General features: G+C 71.9%; 18 protein-coding genes. 8 read left to right on the top strand and 10 right to left on the bottom strand.

Annotated features, from left to right (window positions below):
• Positions 1 to 73: 73 nt before the first annotated feature.
• From ureG to ACIQ6Y_RS18495, 3 genes are all read left to right on the top strand, one after another.
• On the top strand, positions 74 to 757 hold the full coding sequence (gene ureG / locus ACIQ6Y_RS18505) for an urease accessory protein UreG (RefSeq protein WP_404039649.1): 684 nt from the start codon (positions 74 to 76) through the stop codon (positions 755 to 757).
• Positions 758 to 780: 23 nt separating this feature from the next.
• Positions 781 to 1518, top strand: a complete 738-nt coding sequence (locus tag ACIQ6Y_RS18500; RefSeq protein WP_404040112.1) for an urease accessory protein UreD — start codon at positions 781 to 783, stop codon at positions 1516 to 1518.
• Positions 1519 to 1620: 102 nt separating this feature from the next.
• Positions 1621 to 3246 carry an alpha/beta hydrolase gene (locus ACIQ6Y_RS18495; RefSeq protein WP_404039646.1) on the top strand — a complete coding sequence of 542 codons (1626 nt, stop codon included), beginning with the start codon at positions 1621 to 1623 and terminating at the stop codon, positions 3244 to 3246.
• Positions 3247 to 3325: 79 nt separating this feature from the next.
• Here ACIQ6Y_RS18495 and ACIQ6Y_RS18490 read toward each other — a convergent pair whose 3' ends face one another.
• The 5 genes from ACIQ6Y_RS18490 to ACIQ6Y_RS18470 form a co-directional block, all read right to left on the bottom strand.
• Positions 3326 to 4357, bottom strand: coding sequence for an NAD-dependent epimerase/dehydratase family protein (locus tag ACIQ6Y_RS18490; protein WP_404039643.1), 1032 nt, complete (start codon positions 4355 to 4357; stop codon positions 3326 to 3328).
• Between the two features lie 93 nt (positions 4358 to 4450).
• On the bottom strand, positions 4451 to 5161 hold the full coding sequence (locus ACIQ6Y_RS18485; RefSeq protein WP_404039640.1) for a lysophospholipid acyltransferase family protein: 711 nt from the start codon (positions 5159 to 5161) through the stop codon (positions 4451 to 4453).
• A 782-nt stretch (positions 5162 to 5943) separates the two neighbouring features.
• Complete coding sequence (rocD, locus tag ACIQ6Y_RS18480; RefSeq protein WP_404039637.1) at positions 5944 to 7170, bottom strand: ornithine--oxo-acid transaminase; 1227 nt, start codon at positions 7168 to 7170, stop codon at positions 5944 to 5946.
• The gene (gene ddaH, locus ACIQ6Y_RS18475; protein ID WP_404039634.1) at positions 7170 to 7979 is read right to left on the bottom strand and encodes a dimethylargininase; all 810 of its coding nucleotides are present in this window, start codon (positions 7977 to 7979) and stop codon (positions 7170 to 7172) included. The genes rocD and ddaH overlap by 1 nt, the downstream gene beginning before the upstream one ends.
• Before the next feature lie 118 nt (positions 7980 to 8097).
• Positions 8098 to 8607, bottom strand: coding sequence for an Lrp/AsnC family transcriptional regulator (locus ACIQ6Y_RS18470; RefSeq protein WP_404039631.1), 510 nt, complete (start codon positions 8605 to 8607; stop codon positions 8098 to 8100).
• Between the two features lie 78 nt (positions 8608 to 8685).
• On the opposite strand from ACIQ6Y_RS18470, the gene ACIQ6Y_RS18465 reads away from it, so the two are divergent.
• Genes ACIQ6Y_RS18465 through ACIQ6Y_RS18450 form a run of 4 tightly spaced genes read left to right on the top strand, consistent with a single transcriptional unit; the run spans position 8686 to position 12717 of the window.
• Complete coding sequence (locus tag ACIQ6Y_RS18465; RefSeq protein ID WP_404039628.1) at positions 8686 to 9438, top strand: LytR/AlgR family response regulator transcription factor; 753 nt, start codon at positions 8686 to 8688, stop codon at positions 9436 to 9438.
• Between the two features lie 2 nt (positions 9439 to 9440).
• Positions 9441 to 9800: a hypothetical protein gene (locus tag ACIQ6Y_RS18460; protein ID WP_404039626.1), complete on the top strand. Its 360-nt coding sequence runs from the start codon at positions 9441 to 9443 to the stop codon at positions 9798 to 9800.
• Positions 9797 to 11512 carry a cation acetate symporter gene (locus ACIQ6Y_RS18455; RefSeq protein ID WP_404039623.1) on the top strand — a complete coding sequence of 572 codons (1716 nt, stop codon included), beginning with the start codon at positions 9797 to 9799 and terminating at the stop codon, positions 11510 to 11512. Before ACIQ6Y_RS18460 ends, ACIQ6Y_RS18455 begins: the two co-directional genes overlap by 4 nt.
• Positions 11509 to 12717 (top strand): sensor histidine kinase, encoded by a 1209-nt coding sequence (locus ACIQ6Y_RS18450; protein WP_404039620.1) that lies wholly within the window; start codon positions 11509 to 11511, stop codon positions 12715 to 12717. The genes ACIQ6Y_RS18455 and ACIQ6Y_RS18450 overlap by 4 nt, the downstream gene beginning before the upstream one ends.
• A gap of 7 nt (positions 12718 to 12724) precedes the next feature.
• Here ACIQ6Y_RS18450 and ACIQ6Y_RS18445 read toward each other — a convergent pair whose 3' ends face one another.
• From ACIQ6Y_RS18445 to ACIQ6Y_RS18425, 5 genes are all read right to left on the bottom strand, one after another.
• On the bottom strand, positions 12725 to 12928 hold the full coding sequence (locus ACIQ6Y_RS18445) for a hypothetical protein (RefSeq protein WP_404040135.1): 204 nt from the start codon (positions 12926 to 12928) through the stop codon (positions 12725 to 12727).
• A 48-nt stretch (positions 12929 to 12976) separates the two neighbouring features.
• Complete coding sequence (locus ACIQ6Y_RS18440; protein ID WP_404039617.1) at positions 12977 to 13930, bottom strand: cytochrome c oxidase assembly protein; 954 nt, start codon at positions 13928 to 13930, stop codon at positions 12977 to 12979.
• Between the two features lie 176 nt (positions 13931 to 14106).
• The gene (locus ACIQ6Y_RS18435; protein WP_404039614.1) at positions 14107 to 15132 is read right to left on the bottom strand and encodes a 6-phosphofructokinase; all 1026 of its coding nucleotides are present in this window, start codon (positions 15130 to 15132) and stop codon (positions 14107 to 14109) included.
• 208 nt (positions 15133 to 15340) lie between these two features.
• On the bottom strand, positions 15341 to 16069 hold the full coding sequence (locus ACIQ6Y_RS18430; RefSeq protein WP_404039611.1) for a type 1 glutamine amidotransferase: 729 nt from the start codon (positions 16067 to 16069) through the stop codon (positions 15341 to 15343).
• Positions 16070 to 16085: 16 nt separating this feature from the next.
• Positions 16086 to 17324, bottom strand: a complete 1239-nt coding sequence (locus ACIQ6Y_RS18425) for a MurT ligase domain-containing protein (protein WP_404039608.1) — start codon at positions 17322 to 17324, stop codon at positions 16086 to 16088.
• Between the two features lie 159 nt (positions 17325 to 17483).
• On the opposite strand from ACIQ6Y_RS18425, the gene def reads away from it, so the two are divergent.
• Entirely contained in the window at positions 17484 to 18029 is a 546-nt protein-coding gene (gene def / locus ACIQ6Y_RS18420; RefSeq protein ID WP_404039605.1) for a peptide deformylase, read from the top strand.
• The last annotated feature ends 24 nt before the right edge of the window (positions 18030 to 18053 follow it).

Raw genomic sequence — 18053 nt, 5'->3', positions numbered from 1 at the left:
CCCTGGACCCCCCATCGGCCTGAACGGCCTCGTCCTCGAACGCCGGACGGGCTGAGAATTGGAGCCCTCTTTCATGCACCTCGACCACTCCCCCCACGGTCCTTCCGCCCTCAGCGCCGACGCCCGGCGCCCCGACGGCACCCGTCGCGCCCTGCGCATCGGGCTGGGCGGACCCGTCGGGTCGGGTAAGACCGCGACCGTCGCCGCGCTGTGCAGGGCGCTGCGGGAGGAGTTGTCGCTCGCGGTCGTCACCAATGACATCTATACGCGGGAGGACGCCGAGTTCCTGCTGCGCGAGGCCGTGCTGCCGCCGGAGCGGATCGCCGCCGTGGAGACCGGGGCGTGTCCGCACACCGCGATCAGGGACGACATCTCCGCGAACCTGGAGGCGGTGGAGGACCTGGAGGACGAGGTCGGGCCGCTCGATCTGATCCTCGTCGAGTCCGGGGGCGACAACCTCACCGCCACCTTCTCCAGGGGCCTGGTGGACGCGCAGATCTTCGTGATCGACGTGGCCGGAGGGGACGACATCCCGCGCAAGGGCGGGCCCGGTGTGACCACGGCCGACCTGCTGGTCGTCAACAAGACCGACCTCGCGCCGTACGTCGGCTCGGACCTGGCCCGGATGGCCGCCGACGCCAAGGCCCAGCGCGCCGAACTGCCGGTCGTCCTGCAGTCGCTGCGCAGCGAGGCGGGCGTCGGCGAGGTCGCCGCGTGGGTGCGGGCGCAGCTCGCCGCGTGGCGGGCCCGCCCGTGAGCGGGGTCCGGGCCGCCGCGCGGATGGCCGCTCGGGCCGACGGGCGGGGCGGTACGGCCCTGCCCGTCCTGGAGAGCGAGGGCCCGCTGGCGCTGCGGCGGACCCGGGGGAGCGGCAGCGAGGCGAATGTCCTGCTCGTCGGCGCGATGAGCGGTCCCCTCGGCGGTGACCGTCTCGCGGTGCACGCGGACGTCGCCGAGGGCGCCCGGCTGCGTGTCGGCTCGGCCGCCGCCACCATCGCGCTGCCGGGCCAGGCCAAGGGCGAGGCCCGCTACGACGTACGGCTCGACGTCGCCGACGGCGGCGAACTGCGCTGGCTGCCCGAGCAGTTGATCTCCGCACGCGGCAGCGATCTGTACGTCACCACCCGCGCCGACCTCGCGGCCACGGCCCGGCTGGTGCTGCGCGAGGAGCAGGTGCTCGGGCGGGCGGGGGAGGAACCCGGGCGGCTCAGCAGCCGTCTCACCGTGCGGGTCGCCGGACGTGCGGTGCTCGACCAGGAGCTGGCCTGCGGACCCGGTGCGCCGGGCGGCTGGGACGGCCCCGCCGTGCTGGGCGGGCATCGCGCGGTCGGCCAACTGGTCGTCGTACGGCCGGAGTACGGTGAGCGACCGGTGGCGCCCCGGGTGCTGGAGGAGGGGGCGGTCCTCGTTCCGCTGGCCGGGCCCGCTGTTCTCGTCAGCGCCGTCGCGTCCGACGCGCTGCGGCTGCGGCGGGTGCTGGACCGGGCCTTGACGCTGCTCGAAGACGGTGACCGCTGATCGGAAACGCCGTTCCGGTTATCGGATTGGCAAAGAAGACACGCCGCCTCTGTTGTCAGGGACCTCTCAGACGACAGGATCGCCCGTACTTGTCTCGAAACGATGTACGGGGAGGCTTACTTGACCGGTACGAGAGCGAAGAAGCGGACGGCCGCCATAGGTTCGGCCGGAACGCTGATCGCCGCCGCGCTGATAGCCGGGGCTGTGACCGCGCCCACGGCCAGCGCCAGCACGAACTCCACCGACCGCCACCGCGGCTACAGCGAGGCGCAGGGCGCCGCGATCGCCGCGGCCCGCGCCGCGAAGGCGGGCATCGACTGGCAGGACTGCCCTGCCGACTGGGGCCTGGAGAAGCCCATCAAGTGCGGCTACGTCACCGTGCCGCTCGACTACGCGAAGCCGTACGGCAAGCAGATCAAGCTCGCTGTCGACCGCATCGGCAACACCGGCACCCCCGAGGAGCGCCAGGGCGCCCTCGTCTACAACCCGGGCGGCCCCGGCGGCTCGGGTCTGCGCTTCCCGCGCCGCGTCGTCACCAAGAACGCCGTGTGGGCGAAGGCCGCCAAGGCCTACGACTTCGTCGGCTTCGACCCGCGCGGTGTCGGCAAGTCCACGCCCATCTCCTGCGTCGACCCGCAGGAGTTCGTCAAGGCGCCCAAGATGGACCCGGTGCCCGACACCGAGGCCGACAAGCTCGCCCAGCGGGGGCTCGCCCGCGAGTACGCCGAGGGCTGCTACGAGCGCAGCGGCGAGATGCTGCCGCACATGACCACGCCCAACACCGCGCGCGACCTCGACGTCATCCGAGCCGCGCTCGGCGAGAAGAAGCTGAACTTCCTCGGCGTCTCCTACGGCACCTACCTCGGCGCCGTCTACGGCACCCTCTTCCCGACCCATGTGCGCCGTATGGTCGTCGACAGCGTGGTCAACCCCTCCCGGGAGAAGATCTGGTACCAGGCCAACCTGGACCAGGACGTCGCGTTCGAGGGCCGCTGGAAGGACTGGCAGGACTGGGTCGCCGCCAACGACGCCGCCTTCCACCTCGGCACCACCCGCGCGGACGTCCAGGCCAAGTGGCTGGAGCTGCGCGCCACCGCCAAGAAGAACCCCATCGGCGGGGTCGTCGGCCCGGCCGAGCTGATCTCCTTCTTCCAGAGCGCCCCGTACTACGACTCCTCGTGGGTCCCGGTCGCCACCGTCTTCAGCAAGTACGTCGCCGGTGACACCCAGGCCCTCGTCGACGCGGCCGCCCCCGACATGTCCGACACCGCAGGCAACGCCGCGTCGGAGAACGGCAACGCCGTCTACACGGCCGTCGAGTGCGCCGACGCCAAGTGGCCCACCAGCTGGAAGAGGTGGAACCGCGACAACACGCTGCTGCACCGCGACCACCCGTTCATGACCTGGGCCAACGCCTGGATGAACCTGCCGTGTGCCACCTGGCCGGTCAAGCAGCAGACTCCGCTGGAGGTGCGCTCGCACAACGGGCTGCCGCCGGTGCTGATCGTGCAGTCGGAGCGGGATGCGGCTACGCCTTACGAGGGGGCCGTGTCGTTGCACTCGCGGTTCAAGGGGTCGCGGCTGATCACCGAGAAGAACGCGGGGTCGCACGGTGTGACCGGGCTGGTCAACTCCTGCATCAACGACCGTGTGGACGCGTACCTGTTGAGCGGGGCGCTGGACTCGGCCGATGTTGTTTGTGAGCCGCACGCTGTGCCCAAGCCGTAAGACCGGTGGTTCTCTGCGGGTTCGTCGTGGTTGGTCGCGCCCACGCGGCGGAGCCGCATATTGATTCAGCCCCGCGCCCCTAGGGAGCTGCCCTCAGCCACGTGTCTTCCGCCGAGTAGTCGAAGAGATCACCGTACGCGGCGTACATCTTCGGGTAGACCTCGCGCCAGTCGCCTCCGGCCAGTTGGTGGGTGATCCAGTCCACCGTCTCCGGGAGGGTCTCGGCGTACGTCACCACCGGGCGGTAGCCGAGTTCGCGTTCGGCGGCCGACATGTCGCAGATGACCGGCGCCGGTACCGACCAGGGTGTGTCGCCCACGGTCGGTGCCGGTGCCGGGCCGTCGACGAGGACGTTCTCGGCGTCGGCGCCCATCACGGCGTCGATGGCGGCCGCGATCTCCACGACCGTCGGGGCCTCGGCGTCGACGGCGTTCAGGACGCGTGAGCCGGGGCGGGCCGCCGCGAGGCGGATCAGTTCGGCGAGGGTGTGGACGCTGACCGGGTGGAAGCGGCTGCGGCCGCCGTAGGCGATGACGCGCCTGCGCCGGCCGTCCAGGTTGCGCTTGACGAAGTACAGCTCGCGCGGGGTGCGGCAGTGCGGGCCGTGCACCGCGCCGGCGCGCAGCAGCGTGGTCGGCAACCGGTCGCCCGCCGCGAGGAGTTCGTGCTCCACCGCCACCTTGGCCGTGCTGTACGTGGCGTCGCCGGGGGAGACGGTGGTCTGGGTCTCCGGGAGCGGCAGCGGGTAGTGCGGGAAGCCGTCGGGCTCGGACTGGGTGTCGAAGCCGCGGCCCTTGTCGTCCTCGTAGACCGAGACGCTGGAGATCACCACCGCCGAACCGATCCGGTCGGCCAGGCCGGTCAACTGGCGCGCGTGGCGGGCCTTGAAGGCCACCATGTCGACCAGCAGGTCGCAGCCGTCGCCCAGCAGCGTCTCCAGGGCCTTGTCGTCCTCACGGTCCAGGCGTACGGCCCGTACGTCGTCGGGCCAGTCGTCGTCGCGGCCGCCGCCGCGGGAGGCGGCCGTCACCTCCCAGCCGTCGCGTGCCAGCGCCGCAACGGTGGGGCGCCCGATCTGGCCTGTTGCTCCGATCACCACAGCTCGTCTCATGGAGCGACCGTAGGCGTACGACGGCCCCTCGGCCCAGGAGATCTGCTCAAGGCAGAGGCGGAGGCAGAGCCGAGGTGCCGACAGGTGGTGGGGTCAGCGGATCCGCGGGAACCTGCGTTCCTTCGCGGCGGCGTCCTCGGCCTTGGCGACGGCCGCGTACGTGTCGACGTACTCCTGCCCGGACAGCGACAGGATGGCGTACATGATCTCGTCGGTGACGGCGCGCAGGACCGCTTTCTCGTTCTCCATGCCGGCGTAGCGGGAGAAGTCCAGGGGCGCGCCGAAGCGGATGGTCACGGGGTGGAGGTTGGGGACGACCTTGCCGGGCGGCTGGGCCTCGAAGGTGCCGATCATGGCGCAGGGGATCACCGGGACGCCCGCCTTCAGGGCCATGACCGCGACGCCGACCTTGCCCTTGTACAGCCGTCCGTCGTGCGAGCGGGTGCCCTCGGGGTAGATGCCGAGCAGCTCGTCCTTGGACAGCACGCCGAGGCCCTCGCGGATGGCGGCCTGGCCGGCCTCCTTGCCGGAGCGGTCCACCGGGATCTGCCCGGCGCTGCGGAAGAAGAACGCGGTGAGGCGGCCCTTGACGCCGGGCCCGGTGAAGTACTCGGCCTTCGCCAGAAAAGTGATCCGGCGCTTGAGCACGGCCGGCATCAGGAAGTGGTCGGAGAAGGAGAGGTGGTTGCCGGCGACGATGGCCGCGCCCGAGTCGGGGATGTGCTCGAGGCCCTCGATGCGGGGCCGGAAGAGCAGTCTCAGCAGCGGTCCGAGCAGCACGTATTTGAGCACGTAGTAGAACAAGGGGGCGCTCCTCACTCCGGTGACTCGCCACAACCGCCACGTTCTCGCAGGTCAACAACGTGTCAGTGTAGGCGCGGCCGCCCCCACCCGGAACAGGTCGCACCGGCCGGGGCGTGGCGCCTCCGGCGGGTACGGGTCCGGTCGGCCGGGGCGACTCCGGCCGGTACAGGTCGCGTCGGTCGGGTGCCCCCGCGGTCGGTGCAGATCCCGGGCGGTCGGAACGTCTCCGTCCGGTGCAGGCCCTGACGCCGGGGCGCCCCGGGCCAGCAACTGGTCGCGCGGGGTCGGGGTCCTTCGGGCCGGTTTAGGGCCGTGCGGTCAGACGTCCCCGGTCGGTGCAGGTCCGGGCGGTCGGGTGGCCTGCGGTCGGTGCAGGCCGTGACGCCGGGGCGCCCCGGGCCAGCAACTGGTCGCGCCGGGTCGGGGTCCTTCGGGCCGGTTTAGGGCCGTGCGGTCAGACGTCCCCGGTCGGTGCAGGTCCGGGCGGTCGGGTCGCCTGCGGTCGGTGCAGGCCGTGACGCCGGGGGCCCGGGCCAGGAACAGGTCGCGCGGGGTCGGGTCCTTCGGGCCGGTTTAGGGCCGTGCGGTCAGACACCCCCGGCCGGTACAGGCCGCGACGGCCAAGGGCGCCCTCGGCCAGGAGCTAGTCCGGTCGGCCGAGGGCGCCCCGGCCAGGAACAGGTCCGGTCGGACGGGGGTGCCCCCGGCCAGGAACAGGTCCGGTCGGACGGGGGTGCCCCCGGCCCGGAACAAGTCCCGTCGGACGGGGGTGCCCCCCGGGATCAGGCGCCCTGCGTCAGCACCTTCTCCAACGAGCCGATCGCGGAGCGCAGTTCCTCGCCGGTGACGGTCAGCGGCGGCGCCAGCCGGATCGTGGAGCCGTGTGTGTCCTTGGCCAGGACGCCTTGGTGCATGAGGCGTTCGCTGATCTCGCGGCCGGTGCCGATGGCCGGGTCGATGTCGATGCCCGCCCACAGGCCGCGCGCCCGGAAGCCGACCACGCCCCGGCCGACCAGCTCGGTCAGGCCGTCGCGCAGGATCACGCCCAGATCGGCGGCGCGGGCCTGGAACTCGCCGGTCTCCAGCAGCTCGACCACGGCCGTGCCGACCGCGGCGGCGAGGGGGTTGCCGCCGAACGTGGAGCCGTGCTCGCCCGGCCGCAGCACCCCGAGCACCTCCCGGCTGCCGACCACCGCCGACACCGGCACGATGCCGCCGCCCAGTGCCTTGCCGAGCAGCACCAGGTCCGGGACGACGCCCTCGTGCTCGACGGCGAGGGTGCGGCCGGTGCGGCCGAGGCCCGACTGGATCTCGTCGGCGACGAACAGGCAGCCCTTGCGGCGCGTCAGTTCACGCACTCCGGCCAGGTAGCCGTCGTCGGGGATGATGACGCCCGCCTCGCCCTGGATCGGCTCGATGAGCACGGCCGCGGTCGTGTCGTCGATCGCCGCCTCCATCGCCGCCAGGTCGTTGTACGGCACGATCCGGAAGCCCGGCGCGAACGGGCCGAAGCCGGCGCGGGCCGTCTCGTCGGTGGAGAAGCCGACGATGGTCGTCGTACGGCCGTGGAAGTTGTCCGCGGCGACCACGATCGTCGCCCGGTCGGCGGGCACGCCCTTCACGTCGTACGCCCACTTGCGGGCCAGCTTGATGCCGCTCTCCACCGCCTCCGCGCCGGTGTTCATCGGCAGCACCATGTCGTGCCCGGTCAGCGCCGCGAGCCGCTCGGCGAACTCGGCGAGCCGGTCGTTGTGGAAGGCCCGCGAGGTCAGGGTCAGCCGGTCCAGCTGGCGGTGCGCGGCCTCGATCAGGGCGGGGTGGCGGTGGCCGAAGTTGAGGGCCGAGTAGCCGGCCAGCATGTCCAGGTAGCGGCGGCCCTCGACGTCCTCCACCCAGGCGCCCTCCGCGCTCGCCACGACCACGGGCAGCGGGTGGTAGTTGTGGGCGAGGACCGGCTCCTCGGCGCGGATCAGCTCGGCGGAGGAACGGGTGTGGGCGGGTGCGGTCATCAGCGGATCTCCTGGGTGCAGCACTTGATGCCGCCGCCGGCCTTGTGGAACTCCGACAGGTCGACGGGGACGGGGACATAGCCGTGCTCGGCGAGACGCACCGAGAGCGCCTCGGCCTGCGGTGCGATGAAGACATGGCGGCCGTCGGACACGGAGTTCAGGCCGAACGCCATCGCGTCGTCGCGGGTGGCGAGCACCGCGTCCGGGAACAGCCGGGCGAGCACCTCACGGCTGCCCGGGGAGAACGCCTCCGGGTAATAGACGATGTTGTCGTCGTCCAGCACGAACAGCGCCGTGTCCAGATGGTAGAAGTACGGGTCCACCAGCGTCAGGCTGACCACCGGCCGCCCGAAGAACTCCTGCGCCTCGCGATGCGCCTCGCGGGTGGTGCGGAAGCCGTGTCCGGCGAGCACATAACGGCCCGTCCACACCAGATCGCCCTCGCCCTCGCACACCGACTCCGGGCGGTGCACGTCGTAGCCGGCCTGCTTGAACCAGGTGTCGTAGTGCACGGACTCCGGGCGCCGCTCGGGCGCGTGGAACAGCGAGCCGAAGACCCGGCCGTCGACGACGACCGCGGAGTTCGCGGCGAAGACCATGTCCGGTAGCCCGGCCACCGGCTCCACGGCGTCGACGGCATGCCCGTGCGAGCGGTAGGCGCCGATCAGCGTCTGCCACTGCTCCTGGGCGAGGTCGACGTCGACCCGGACGTCGGGATGCATCCAGGGATTGATCGCGTACTGCACGGCGAAGTGTCTTGGTTCGCAGACGAGGAAACGCCGCCGGCGCGGCACACGGCTGTCGGTCACAGAGGGGTCCCTCCGCTTCCTGCGGTGATCGGTCAGGGGTGAGACCAAGGTAGGAACTGACAGATACGCCCGACAAGAAACGAGAGCTGCGTGTCTGCGCAGGAATGCTGCGTCTTGATCAGGGCAGACGCACGTCTGCTGCGCCGTCGGGCGCGGGCTGGGACGCACCCGCCTCCGGACTCTCCGGGAGCAGATGGGACAGCACCATCACACTGATCGTCTTGCGGATGAACGGCTCCGCACGAATGCGCTCCAGCACCTCCTCGAAGTGCTCCACGTCCCGCGCCCGCACATGCAGCAGCGCGTCCGCGCCGCCGGTCACCGTCATCGCCGCGGTGATCTCCGGATGGTTGCGCACCACCTCCGCGAGCCGCCTCGGCGGCGCCGCGCCCTCGCAGTACACCTCGACGTACGCCTCCGTGCGCCAGCCCAGCGCCGACGGCCGCACGGTCGCCGAGAACCCGGTGATCACACCGGTGTCCCGCAGCCGGTCCACCCGCCGCTTGACCGCCGTCGCCGACAGCCCGATCGCCCCGCCGATCTCGGCGAAACTGGTCCGGGCGTTCGCCATCAGGGCGGTGATGATCTTCCGGTCGAGCTCGTCGAACGGAGTGGTCCTGCTGTTCATGGCCGCACCCTATCCAGCGACGATGCCGAAACCCCGGCACGTGTTCAGGTGTACGGATTGCTCCTACACTGCACGTTCATGCTGCGCGCCCTCGCCGTCGACGACGAACGCCCCTCGCTGGAGGAACTGCTCTACCTCCTCCAGTCCGATCCCCGCATCGGCAGCGCAGAGGGCGCGGGCGACGCCACCGAGGCCCTGCGCCGCATCAACCGCGCCCTGGAGTGCGGCCCCCACGGGCCCGAGGCCATCGACGTCGTCTTCCTCGACATCCAGATGCCCGGCCTCGACGGACTCGACCTCGCCCGGCTGCTGACCGGGTTCGCGCACCCTCCGCTGGTCGTGTTCGTCACCGCCCACGAGGACTTCGCCGTGCAGGCCTTCGACCTCGACGCCGTCGACTACGTCCTCAAACCCGTCCGCCGCGAACGCCTCGCCGAGGCCGTCCGCCGCGCCGCCGACCTGCGCGGTACGGCCGCCCCGCGCATCCCCGTGCACGAACCCGACCCCGACCACATAGCCGTCGAGCTGGGCGGAGTGACCCGGTTCGTGGCCGTCGCCGACATCACCCATGTCGAGGCCCAGGGCGACTACGCCCGGCTGCACACCCCCCAGGGCAGCCATCTGGTCCGCATCCCGCTGTCCACCCTGGAGGAGCGCTGGCGCGCCCGCGGCTTCGTCCGCATCCACCGCCGCCACCTGGTCGCCCTGCGCCACATCGGCGAGCTGCGCCTGGACGCCGGTTCGGTCAGCGTCATGGTCGGCGCGGAGGAGCTCCAGGTCAGCCGCCGCCATGCGCGCGAGCTGCGGGACCTGCTGATGAGGAGGCCCTGACCGTGCCCCAGGACCCCGCCGAGACCCGGGTGGTCGTCACGGGTCCGCCCCGCCGCACCCGGCGCGCCCCCGGCTACTACCGCCCGCGCACCGAGATCGACGAGCAGACCACCCTCGGCCACACCTACGTCCGCTCCCTGATGCGCACCCAGCTGCGCGCCGGCCTCACCGCCTTCGCCGTCCTCGTCCTGCTCGTCGGCCCGCTGCCCCTGCTCTTCACCGCCATGCCCGCCGCCCGCCGCCTGGAGTGGGGGGTCCTCGGCTTCGGTCTGTACGCCCCGCTGGTTCTGCTCGCCCGCTGGTACGTGCGGCGCGCGGAGCGCAACGAGCGGGACTTCGTGCGGCTGGTCGAGGACCGATGAACCCGAGCTATGCCATACCCGCGGTCGCGCTCGTGGTGGTCGCGACCGTCCTCGTCGGCGCCTTCGGCCTGCGCATCTCCCGCACCACCTCCGACTTCTACGTCGCCTCCCGCACGGTCGGCCCCCGCCTGAACGCCGCAGCCATCAGCGGCGAGTACCTCTCGGCCGCGTCCTTCCTGGGGATCGCCGGGCTGGTCCTCGTCCAGGGCCCCGACATGCTCTGGTACCCGGTCGGCTACACCGCCGGCTACCTGGTCCTGCTGCTGTTCGTCGCCGCCCCGCTGCGCCGCTCCGGCGCCTACACGCTGCCCGACTTCGCCGAGGCCCGCCTCGCCTCCCCGGCGGTACGCCGCCTCGCGGGGGCCTTCGTCGTCGGCGTCGGCTGGCTCTATCTGCTGCCCCAGCTCCAGGGCGCGGGCCTCACGCTCACCGTGCTGACCGGCGCCCCGGACTGGCTGGGCGGCGTCATCGTGGCCGTCGTCGTCACGGTGACCGTCGCCGCGGGCGGCATGCGCAGCATCACCTTCGTGCAGGCCTTCCAGTACTGGCTCAAGCTCACCGCCCTGCTGGTCCCGGCCCTCTTCCTGGTGCTGGCCTGGCAGCACGACGGCGCCCCGAGCCGCGCCTTCGAGGAACCGGCGGCCTTCCGCGAGCAGCGCACGGTCCAGGTCGACGACACCCTCGCCCTGAGGCTGGACCGCCCGCTGACGGCCACCGTCACCGGCACGGTCGACGGCCGCGCCTACGACGCCCGCGAGACCACCCTGGACACCGGCACCCACCACATCGACGCGGGCACCCGTCTCACCTTCGCGCCCGGCACCGCCGTCCCCGCCGCCGAGCCGGGCGGCACCAGCGGCATGTCCACCTCGCTGGCCGCCTCCCGCGCCGAACGCCCGCTGTACGCCACCTATGGACTGATCCTCGCCACGTTCCTCGGCACCATGGGCCTGCCCCACGTCGTCGTCCGCTTCTACACCAGCCCGCACGGCGTCGCCGCCCGCCGCACCACCGTCGCCGTCCTCGCCCTGGTCGGCGGCTTCTACCTGCTCCCACCGGTCTACGGCGCCCTCGGCCGCCTCTACGCCCCCGAGCTGACCCTCACCGGCGACGCCGACGCGGCCGTCCTGCTGCTGCCCGGCCGCATGATCGGCGGGGTCGGCGGCGACCTGCTCGGCGCGCTGCTCGCCGGAGGCGCGTTCGCGGCGTTCCTGTCCACGGCATCGGGTCTGACCATGGCGGTCGCGGGCGTCCTCGCCCAGGACGTGCTGCCCGCCCGGGGCGTACGGCACTTCCGGCTCGGCACCGGCCTCGCCATGCTGGTGCCGCTCGCGGCGAGCGCCCTGGCCGGCGGGCTGCCGGTCGCCGACGCGGTCGGGCTCGCCTTCGCCGTGTCGGCGTCCTCCTTCTGCCCCCTGCTGGTCCTCGGCATCTGGTGGCGCCGGCTCACCCCGCCGGGCGCGGCCGCCGGGATGCTGGCCGGCGGGGGAGCGGCCTTCCTCGCCGTCGCCGCGACGATGTCCGGCTTCCCCGGCCCGGGCGGCCTGCACGCCCTCCTGGCCTGGCCCGCTCTCTGGTCCGTGCCGCTGGGCTTCCTCACGATGATCCTGGTCTCCCTGGCCACCCCGGGCCGGGTCCCGGCGGGCACAGCGGCGATCCTGGCCCGCTTCCACCTGCCGGAGGACCTCACCAGAGCGGAGGCCAGGACATGACCGGGTTCATCGCCGGCCTGTGCGTGGCCGTCCTCCCCCTCCTCGCCCTGGGCTTCTGGCTGGGCCGGCGCACGGCTCGCCCCGAGAGCCAGGGCGGTGGCCTCGGCACGCCGGTCGAGCACGCCACCTTCCAGACGCTGCACACCGCCTCGCTGGCCGCGCCGCCGCTGCGGGCGGGGCTCACCGAGGAGACCGCACGCAAGTCGGCCCGAAGGCTGCGCTCGCTGCTGGGCACGGACGCGCTGGGGCTGACCGACGAGGAGCGCGTGCTGGTCTGGGACGGAGCCGGCGCTCATCACCGTACGGAGATCATGGAACGGCTGGCCGGCCCGCTGGAGACCGGGCGGGGCGAGGCGTTCCCGTTGACCTGCGACACTCCGGACTGCCCGGTCCGCTGGGCGGTGGTCGCCCCGCTCACCGTGGACGACCGGGTGCACGGAACGCTGGTCGCCTGCGCGCCCCGCGAGTCCGCCGTCCTGGTGCGCGCGGCGGGAGAGGTCGCCCGCTGGGTCTCCGTACAGCTGGAACTGGCGGACCTGGACCAGTCCCGCACCCGGCTGATCGAGGCCGAGATCAAGGCCCTGCGCGCCCAGATCTCGCCGCACTTCATCTTCAACTCGCTCGCGGTGATCGCGTCCTTCGTGCGGACCGACCCCGAGCGCGCCCGGGAGCTGCTGCTGGAGTTCGCCGACTTCACCCGCTACTCGTTCCGCAGACACGGCGACTTCACCACCCTCGCCGACGAGCTGCACGCCATCGACCACTACCTCGCCCTGGTCCGCGCGCGCTTCGGTGACCGCCTCTCCGTCACCCTGCAGATCGCCCCCGAGGTGCTGCCGGTGGCGCTGCCGTTCCTCTGCCTCCAGCCGCTCGTGGAGAACGCGGTGAAGCACGGCCTGGAGGGCAAGGCCGACAAATGCCACATCCAGATCACCGCGCAGGACGCGGGCGCCGAGGCCCTGGTCGTCATCGAGGACGACGGCGCCGGCATGGACCCCGCCCTGCTGCGCCGTATCCTCGCGGGCGAGATCAGCCCCTCCGGCGGCATCGGCCTGTCCAACGTCGACGACCGGCTCCGCCAGGTCTACGGCGACGCCCACGGCCTGGTCATCGAGACCGCGGTGGGCGCGGGCATGAAGGTGACCGCCCGGCTGCCGAAGTACCAGCCGGGCGTGCACTCGGGGGCCCGGCTCGGCCGGGAGTAGTCAGGGCTCAGGTGTTGCGTGTGGCCACCATGCCGAGGGTGAGCAGACCGAGCACGACCCAGCCGAACCACAGCCAGCCGTTGCTGCCGAGCACCGCCGTGTAGGCCGTCACCACGACGAGCCCGCCGACGGTGAGCACCCCCATGGTCTTCGTGGAGCTGTCCGTGGAACCGGGCATCGCGACACCCTCCTCGTCCGTCCGTCCCTCCATGGTGCCCCCGATCCATGGAATCCGGCCCGGTTTTCCAGGACTGGGCCCTCAGCCGCCGCCGCGCGCATTCAGCGAGGCCAGGTAGGCGTTGTACGCCTGAAGCTCCTTGTCCCCGTCCCGGTCGGCGGCCCGGTCCTTGCGCTTGGCCTGCCGCTGCTCGGAGCCGTACCACTGGAACAGCAGGGCGATCAGCACCAGCACGGACGGGATCTCGCTGAACGCCCAGGCGATCCCGCCGGCGGCGTTCTGGTCGGCGAGCGCGTCGATGCCGAGCGAGGCGGGCGGGTTCTGGTACGTCTCCACCATCGGGGTCGAGCCCATCATCAGCGCGATGCCGAAGAACGCGTGAAACGGCATGCCCGCGAACAGCTCCAGCATCCGCATCAGATAGCCCGGCCGGTTCGGGCCCGGGTCCACGCCCATGATCGGCCAGAAGAACACCACCCCGACCGCCAGGAAGTGCACCATCATCGCGGCGTGGCCCGCCCTGGAGCCCATCAGCGTGTCGAACAGCGGGGTGAAGTACAGCGCGTACAGGCTCGCGATGAACATCGGGATCGTGAACGCCGGATGCGTGACCACGCGCAGGTACCGGCTGTGCAGCAGCGCCAGCAGCAGCTCACGCGGCCCCTTGCGCCCCCGCCCCGCGGGCGGCAGCGCCCGCAGCGCCAGCGTGACCGGCGCGCCCAGCAGGATCAGGATCGGCGACAGCATGCTGATGACCATGTGCTGCACCATGTGCACGCTGAACATGACCATCCCGTAGTCGTTCAGCTTGGTGCACATCACCACACCGATGGTCAGCACACCCGACACGAAGGCGAGCGTCCGCCCGAGCGACCACGCGTCCCCGCGCCGCCGCAGCCGTACGACGCCCCAGACATAGAGCCCGATCCCGACCAGGCAGGCGACGAGGAAGAACCCGTCAGGCGACCACTGAAGACCCCGCCCCAGCGTGAACGGCGGCAGATCCATGGTCATGCCGTGCCCGCTGTGATCCATGCGCCAGGCTCCTGTTTCGAGGGGGTTGTGCGAAAACGTCCGGCACCAAGACTAAAGCGGCCCCCGGCGACAAAAGTCACCGGGGGCAGATGTCCTCAGGGGCGCGGGGCTGTGTCGATGTGCGGCTCCGCCGCGTGGGCGCGACAAGCCACACACGGCCCGCACCCGCCGGACGGCTAAAGCACGCACTCAGCCTCGGCGTACCGCTCAGCGGGCACGGTCTTGAGCGTCTCCACGGCCTCGGCCAGCGACACCATCACGATGTCCGTCCCCCGCAGGGCCGTCATCATCCCGAACTCACCCCGGTGCACAGCCTCCACCGCATGCCACCCGAACCGGGTCGCGAGCACCCGGTCATAGGCGGTCGGCGTACCACCCCGCTGCACATGCCCGAGAATGACCGGCCGCGCCTCCTTGCCGAGCCGCCGCTCCAGCTCCACCGACAGCTGACGGGCTATCCCGGCGAACCGCTCGTGCCCGTAGATGTCCTTGCCGCCCTCGTCGAACTCCATGGAGCCGGCCTTCGGCTTGGCCCCCTCCGCGGCGACGACGATCGCGAAGCGCTTGCCGGCCTCGAACCGCTCACCGACGACCGTGGTCAGCTCGTCGATGTCGAAGGGCCGCTCGGGCACGACGATGGCGTGCGCGCCCGCGGCCATGCCGGAGTGCAGCGCGATCCAGCCGGTGTGGCGGCCCATGACCTCGACCACGAGCACCCGCTGGTGGGACTCGGCGGTGGTCTTGAGCCGGTCCAGCGCCTCGGTCGCCACGCCCACGGCCGTGTCGAAGCCGAAGGTCACGTCCGTGACGGCGATGTCGTTGTCGATGGTCTTGGGCACGCCCACGACGGGCAGGCCGTTGTCGGACATCAGCCGGGCCGCCTTCAGCGTGCCCTCGCCGCCGATCGGGATGATCGCGTCGAGCCCCAGGTCGGCCACATGCCCCTTGGCCCGTTCCACACCGTCCCGCAGATGGGAGGGCTGGACCCGGGAGGAGCCGAGGATGGTGCCGCCACGGGCGAGGATGCCGCCGACCGCGTCGAGGTCGAGCTTGAGGTAGTCGCACTCCAGGAGGCCCTTCCAGCCGTCCCGGAAACCGATGACCTCGTCGCCGTGGTCGGCGACGGCACGGTGCACGACGGACCGGATGACGGCGTTCAGGCCGGGGCAGTCGCCGCCGGACGTGAGGACACCAATACGCATAGCCCGAACTACCTTTGCAACGTGGGCCGGGGACCGGACCACGTTGTCCGGCGAGATCCAGGTCACCCTACCGGCGTGAGGGGGGCCCACCGCACCGGGCGTCCGCCTGCTGGACATACCTGCACATATGAGCAGACGGCGCGTCAGGCGGGCCCACACAAAAGCCGCCCGGAGTCACAGAACTCCGGGCGGCCGTGAGACACAGGGCTTACGCGGGCTGCTGCGCGGCCGCGATGCGCTCGGTGCGCAGCGCCTCGTACCAGCGGTCGTCGGTCGGCGGCAGCGCGTTGACGTCCAGTGCCAGCTTCAGCAGCAGGTCGGCGATCAGCGGGTTGCGCGCGAGCACGGGCCCGTGCATGTACGTACCGAAGACGGTGTCGTTGTACGCGCCCTCCGTGCCGTCGCCCGTGCCGTTGCCGTTGCCGAAACGGACCTGGGCGAAGGGGCGGGCCGTCGGGCCGAGGTGGGTGACGCCCTGGTGGTTCTCGAAACCGGTCAGCGGGGGCAGGCCGAGCCGCGGGTCGATGTCCCCGAGCACGTCACCGACGCACCGCTCGCCCTCGCCGCGCACCGAGACCACGTCCAGCAGGCCGAGGCCCGGCTCGCGCTGGCCGAGGTCGTTGATGAACTCATGGCCGAGGATCTGGTAGCCGGCGCACACGGAGAACACGATCGCGCCGTTCTCCACCGCCCGGTACAGCCCCCCGTCGCGGCGCAGCCGCTCGGCCGCGAGCCGCTGCGGCCGGTCCTCGCCGCCGCCGATGAGGTAGATGTCGCCGGAGGTCGGGATCGGCTGGTCGCTGCGCACGTCGAGCCGCGCCACGTCCAGGCCCCGCTGTCGCGCCCGGCGCTCCACGACGAGGACGTTGCCCTGGTCGCCGTAGGTGCTCAGCAGGTCGGGATAGATCCAGACGACCCGCAGCTGGTTGTCGCTCACAAAAGTCCCCTGAGTGTCAGTTGCCGACGCGGCGGCGCAGGTCCTGGAAGGCGGTGTAGTTGGCGATGACCTCGATCCGGCCGGGCGGGCACATCTGCACCGCCTGGTCGAGGTTCTCGCACACCTGGAAGTACTGGTCGGCGACCTCCAGGCGCACCGCGAGGTCGAGCTTGCGGTCGCCGATCACGAAGATCGGGTGACCGGTCAGCCGCGTGTAGTCGACGTCCCACAGCCAGGACGTGTCCGTGCCGTCGGCGCCGCGCGCGTTCACGGACAGGATGACCGGGGCCGGCGGCGGGTCGATGAGCGAGAACGTCTCCAGCCAGCCGGCCGGGTTCTTCGCCAGCAGCAGCCGGAGGTCACGGCCCTCGAACTGCACGACGTCGTAGCGTCCGGCGACCGCCTGCACCTGGTACATGCGCTCCAGCGCGACCTGCGGCGGCACCCCGAACACGGCGGCGACGGCCGCGGAGGACGCGGCGTTGGCCTTGTTGGCGCGGCCCGGCAGCTGGAGGTGGATCGGCCAGGCCGAGCCGTGCGGGTCCAGGACGTGGTCGCCGGACAGCGCCCAGGTCGGGGTGGGCCGGCGGAAGCCGCAGTCGCCGCAGAACCAGTCGTCGCCGGGGCGCTGCATCACACCGCCGCAGGACGGGCAGGACCAGGCGTCGTCCTTCCACATCTGACCGGCCGCGACCCAGATCACGTTCGGGGACGAGGACGCGGCCCACACGACCAGCGGGTCGTCGGCGTTGGCGACGACGACGGCCTTGGAGCCGGCCAGCCCCTCACGCCAGTTCTCGGCGAGCATCCGCGTCTCGGCGGCACGGTCGAGCTGGTCGCGCGAGAGGTTCAGCAGGGCGATGCACTTGGGGTCGGTGTCCCGGGCGACGCCCGCGAGGTACTTCTCGTCGACCTCGATCACAGCGAACTTCGCGTCCGAGCCGCCCGCCAGCGCCGAGGTGATACCGGCCGGCATGTTGGCACCGAGCGCGTTGGACACGACCGGACCGGCCGCCCTGAGCGCCTCGGCGATGAGCCGGGTGGTGGTGGTCTTGCCGTTGGTCGCCGAGACCAGGATCACGTCCAGGTTCTGCGCCAGCCGGGCGAGCAGGTCGGGGTCGAGCTTGAGGGCCACCCGTCCGCCGATCACCGAACCGCTGCCGCGTCCCGCGGCACGGGATGCCGCCGCGACCGCCTTGCCCGCGGTCACGGCGAGCTTGGCCCGCGGCGTGAGCGGGTCCGAGTTGCCTGCCATCAGTCCTCGATCCTCCTTGCGTACGCGCCGCGCCGACATCCTTAACGGCCACGTGGTGTGGCCTCAGCCTATCGAGATCCACTCACGTGCCCGAATCGCGGCACCGTCACGATCCAGGCACGCACCGGACGCGACCTGCCAGACCGTACCCTTGCGGGCATGCGAAACGGCTCGATCCCGGGCGCCCGCGGGCGCGTCCGGCCCCTCACCCTGCTCGGCGATCCGGCCCTGCACACCCCCTGCGCCGACGTCACCGACTTCGGCCCCGAACTCGCCGCCCTCGTGGAGGACTTGTTCGCCACGATGTACGCCGCGAACGGGGTCGGCCTGGCCGCCAACCAGGTGGGCGAGCCGCTGCGCGTCTTCGTCTACGACTGCCCCGACGACGAGGACGTCCGCCATCTGGGCCATGTGGTGAACCCCCGCCTGGTGGAGGCGGACGGCGTGGTCCTGCGCGGCCCCGAGGGCTGCCTCTCCCTGCCGGGCCTGGAGGCCGGCACGGAGCGCTACGACCACGCGGTGGTCGAGGGCTTCACGATGACGGGCGACCCGATCACGATCCACGGCACGGGCTGGTTCGCGAGATGCCTCCAGCACGAGTGCGACCACCTGGAGGGAACCGTCTATGCGGACAGGGTGACCGGCTGGCGCCACCGCAGACTGATGCGCCAGGTGTCACGAACGGCCTGGGGTTCGGGTAGTTAGGGGCGCGGGGAACCGTGCGAGTAC

Origin of the sequence: Streptomyces sp. NPDC096205 (assembly GCF_044763135.1) — a bacterium.
Lineage (GTDB): Bacteria > Actinomycetota > Actinomycetes > Streptomycetales > Streptomycetaceae > Streptomyces.
The sequence above is the reverse complement of the archived record's forward strand: the minus strand, read 5'-3'. Positions and strand labels throughout refer to the sequence as shown.